General features: G+C 70.7%; 2 protein-coding genes. Both read right to left on the bottom strand.

The window, feature by feature from the left end:
- Positions 1-53 precede the first annotated feature (53 nt).
- Positions 54-3362 (bottom strand): carbamoyl-phosphate synthase large subunit, encoded by a 3309-nt coding sequence (gene carB / locus FNQ90_RS13420; protein WP_182606595.1) that lies wholly within the window; start codon positions 3360-3362, stop codon positions 54-56.
- A complete protein-coding gene (carA, locus tag FNQ90_RS13425; RefSeq protein WP_182606596.1) occupies positions 3355-4530 on the bottom strand; it encodes a glutamine-hydrolyzing carbamoyl-phosphate synthase small subunit in 1176 nt (391 codons plus the stop codon). The genes carB and carA overlap by 8 nt, the downstream gene beginning before the upstream one ends.
- Between the last annotated feature and the right edge of the window lie 52 nt (positions 4531-4582).

The following is a 4582-nucleotide window of genomic DNA, read 5'->3' on the forward strand; positions in this document are numbered from 1 at the left end:
GCTGACACGCCCCTCCCGTCCCGCCCCGGGTGGGGCGGGACGGGAGGGGCGTGTCAGCCGCGCGGGGCGCGCAGCCGCTCCGCGTGCTCCTGGAGGGAGCCGACCCCCACCTCACCGCTGTTGAGGGCGCCGATGCCCTGCACCGCGGCGGCCAAAGCCTGCACGGTGGTCAGGCAGGGCACCGAGCGGGCGACCGCGGCGGTGCGGATGTCCCACCCGTCGAGACGCCCACCGGTGCCGTAGGGGGTGTTGACGATCAGATCCACCTCCCCTTCGTGGATGAGCCCCACGATGGTCTTCTCGCCGTTCGGCCCCTCGCCCTCGCTCTGCTTGCGCACCACCGTGGCGGGGATGCCGTTGCGACGCAGCACCTCGGCGGTGCCGGAGGTGGCCAGCAGTTCGAACCCCATGGCGGCCAGCTCGCGGGCCGGGAAGATCACGGCCCGCTTGTCCCGGTTGGCCACCGAGACGAAGGCCCGACCACCGGTGGGCAGGGCGCCGTAGGCACCGGCCTGGGACTTGGCGTAGGCGGTGCCGAAGACCGCGTCGATGCCCATCACCTCACCGGTGGAGCGCATCTCCGGCCCCAGGACGGTGTCCACGCCGCGCCCGTGCACGTCCCGGAAACGGGACCAGGGCATGACCGCCTCCTTGACGGAGATCGGCGCGTCCAGCGGCAGGGTTCCGCCGTCCCCCTCGGCCGGCAGCAGGCCCTCGGCCCGCAGCTCGGCGATCGTGGCTCCCAGGGAGATGCGGGCCGCGGCCTTGGCCAGGGGCACGCCGGTGGCCTTGGAGGTGAAGGGCACCGTCCGTGAGGCCCGGGGGTTGGCCTCCAGAACGTAGAGGATGTCCCCCGAGAGGGCGAACTGGATGTTGATCAGCCCGCGGACACCGACGCCCGCCGCGATGGCTGTGGTGGAGGCGCGCAGCCGCTTGATGTCATGGCCCCCCAGGGTGATCGGCGGGAGGGCGCAGGCCGAGTCGCCGGAGTGGATGCCGGCCTCCTCGATGTGCTCCATCACGCCGCCCAGGTACAGCTCCTCGCCGTCGTACAGGGCGTCGACGTCGATCTCGATGGCGTCGTCGAGGAAGCGGTCGATCAGCACGGGGTGTTCGGAGATCAGTCCGGCGTGCCGGCGCAGGTACTCCGCGAGGGAGACCTCGTCGTAGACGATCTGCATGCCTCGCCCACCCAGCACGTAGCTGGGGCGCACCATCACGGGGTAGCCGATGCCGGCGGCGATGCCGGCGGCCTCCTCGAAGGAGAAGGCGGTGCCGTATTTGGGGGCGGGGAGGCCGGCCTCGGCCAGGACCCGACCGAAGGTGCCCCGGTCCTCGGCCGCGTGGATGGCCTCCGGTGGGGTGCCGACGATCGGTACCCCGTTGTCCTTGAGCGCCTGGGCCAGGCCCAGCGGGGTCTGACCACCGAGTTGGACGATCACACCCGCGACCGGGCCCGCCTCCCGCTCGGCGTGCACGACCTCCAGTACGTCCTCCAGGGTGAGCGGCTCGAAGTACAGCCGGTCGGAGGTGTCGTAGTCGGTGGAGACGGTCTCGGGGTTGCAGTTGACCATCACGGTCTCGTAACCGACCTCGCCCAGGGCGAAGGAGGCGTGGACGCAGGAGTAGTCGAACTCGATGCCCTGACCGATGCGGTTGGGCCCGGAGCCCAGGATGATGACGGCCGGCTTCCGCCGGGGCGCGACCTCGGTCTCCTCGTCGTAGGAGGAGTAGAAGTACGGGGTTCGCGCGGCGAATTCGGCGGCGCAGGTGTCCACGGTCTTGTAGACCGGGCGGATACCCAGCGCGTGCCGCACCTCGCGCACCACGTCCTCGCGCAGACCCCGCAGCTCGCCGATCTGCCGGTCGGAGAAGCCGTGACGCTTGGCGTGACGCAGGATGTCGGCGTTCAGCCGGGGGGCCTCGGCGATCTCCCGGGCGATCTCGTGGATCAGGAAGAACTGATCCACGAACCAGGGGTCGATGTGGGTGGACTCGAAGACCTGCTCGGGGGTGGCGCCGGCCCGGATGGCGCCCATGACCGTCAACAGCCGGCCGTCGGTCGGACGGCCGGCGAGGGCCAGCAGTTCGTCGCGGTCGCCGGGATCGCCGACGAAGGAGAACTGCGAGTCCTTCTTCTCCAGCGAACGCAGCGCCTTGTTGAGCGCCTCGGTGAAGTTGCGCCCGATCGCCATGGCCTCACCGACGGACTTCATGGTGGTGGTCAGGCCGGCGTCGGCGGCCGGGAACTTCTCGAACGCGAACCTCGGCACCTTGACCACCACGTAGTCGAGGGTGGGCTCGAAGGACGCCGGGGTCTCTTCGGTGATGTCGTTGGGGATCTCGTCCAGGGTGTACCCGATGGCCAACTTGGCCGCGATCTTCGCGATCGGGAATCCGGTGGCCTTGGAGGCGAGCGCCGAGGAGCGGGAGACCCGGGGGTTCATCTCGATGACGACGACCCGGCCGTCCTCCGGGTTGACGGCGAACTGGATGTTGCAGCCGCCGGTGTCCACCCCGACCTCACGGATGACCGCGATGCCGACGTCGCGCAGGATCTGGTACTCGCGGTCGGTCAGGGTCATGGCGGGGGCGACGGTGATCGAGTCGCCGGTGTGCACCCCCATCGGGTCGAGGTTCTCGATGGAGCAGACGACCACCACGTTGTCGTTCCGGTCGCGCATCAGCTCCAGCTCGTACTCCTTCCAGCCGAGGATGGACTCCTCCAGGAGCACCTCGGTGGTCGGGGAGAGCGCGAGGCCCTGACCGGCGATGCGGCGCAGTTCCTCCTCGTTGTGGGCGAAGCCGGAACCGGCGCCGCCCATGGTGAAGGAGGGGCGGACCACCACGGGGTAGCCACCGAGGGTCTCCACCCCGGCGAGGACCTCGTCCATGGTGTGGCAGATCACCGAGCGGGCGGACTCACCGTGCCCGATCTTCCCCCGGACCGCCTCCACGACATCCTTGAAGAGGTCGCGGTCCTCCCCCTTGTTGATCGCCTCGACGCTGGCGCCGATCAACTCGACGCCGTACTCCTTGAGGGTCCCGGAGTCGTGCAGGGCGATGGCGGTGTTCAGGGCCGTCTGACCGCCCAGGGTGGGCAGGAGGGCGTCCGGCCGCTCCCGGGCGATGATCTTCTCGACGTACTCCGGGGTGATCGGCTCGACGTAGGTGGCGTCGGCGATCTCCGGGTCGGTCATGATCGTGGCCGGGTTGGAGTTGACCAGGATGACCCGCAGGCCCTCGGCCCTGAGCACCCGGCACGCCTGGGTTCCGGAGTAGTCGAACTCGGCCGCTTGGCCGATGACGATCGGGCCCGAGCCGATGACCAGGACGGATCGGATGTCGGTGCGCTTAGGCACGCTGGGCCTCCATCAGGGAAACGAAGCGGTCGAACAGGTAGGCGGCGTCGTGCGGTCCGGCCGCCGCCTCGGGGTGGTACTGGACGCTGAAGGCGGGGCGGTCGAGCAGCCGCAGCCCCTCCACCACGTCGTCGTTCAGGCACACGTGGGAGACCTCGGCCCGCCCGAAGGGGGTGTCGGTGACCCGATCGAGGGGAGCGTCGACGGCGAAGCCGTGGTTGTGGGCGGTGACCTCCACCTTCCCCGTCGTACGGTCCTGCACCGGCTGGTTGATGCCACGGTGGCCGTACTTGAGCTTGTAGGTGCCGAAGCCCAGCGCGCGACCCAGGATCTGGTTGCCGAAGCAGATCCCGAACAGCGGGATGCGGCGCTCCAGCACCGCGCGCATCAGTGCCACGGGGTGGTCGGCGGCGGCCGGGTCGCCCGGCCCGTTGGAGAAGAACACCCCGTCCGGGCCGCCGGGCGCCACCGCCAGCACCTGCTCCACGGAGGCGGTCGCGGGCAGCACGTGCACCTCGATGCCGCGCTCGGCCATGCGTCGCGGGGTCATGCCCTTGATGCCGAGGTCCACGGCCGCCACCGTGAAGCGCTTCTCCCCGATGGCGGGCACCACGTAGGGCTCGGTGCAGGCCACCTCGGCGGAGAGGTCGGCGCCCTTCATCGCCGGGATCGCCCGCACCCGGTCGGCCAGCGCGCCGGGGTCGGTGCCCTCGACGGCTGGACCGGAGAAGATGCCCACCCGCATGGCGCCGCGCTCGCGCAGGTGGCGGGTGAGGGCGCGGGTGTCCACGCCGCTGATGCCGACCACGCCCTGCGCCGCCAGTTCCTCGTCGAGGGTGCGGCGGGAGCGCCAGTTGGAGGAGCGGCGGGCGGGGTCCCGGACCACGAAGCCGGCGACCCAGATCCGGGCCGACTCCGGGTCCTCGTCGTTCACCCCGGTGTTGCCGATGTGGGGAGCGGTCATGACCACCACCTGACGGTGGTAGGAGGGGTCGGTCAGCGTCTCCTGGTAACCGGTCATGCCGGTGGAGAACACCGCCTCGCCGAAGGTCTCGCCGACGGCACCCCAGGCGCGCCCGCGGAAGACGCGACCGTCCTCCAGGACCAGCAGGGCCGGCCCGGAGGCGGTTTTGGGGCTCTTCGTCTCGGAGGGGGCGGAGGTCGTCATCGTGCGCCTTCCTGGTCGTGCGGGCCGGGGGTGCCGGCGGGGGATCCGGAAG

This window comes from Streptomyces alkaliphilus, from assembly GCF_014141535.1.
In the GTDB taxonomy this organism is placed as follows: domain Bacteria; phylum Actinomycetota; class Actinomycetes; order Streptomycetales; family Streptomycetaceae; genus Streptomyces; species Streptomyces alkaliphilus.

What these genes read in the sequence shown, in the direction of transcription:
- carA (WP_182606596.1), bottom strand. Translation starts at nt 4,530, where the DNA reads ATGACGACCTCCGCCCCCTCCGAGACGAAGAGCCCCAAAACCGCCTCC.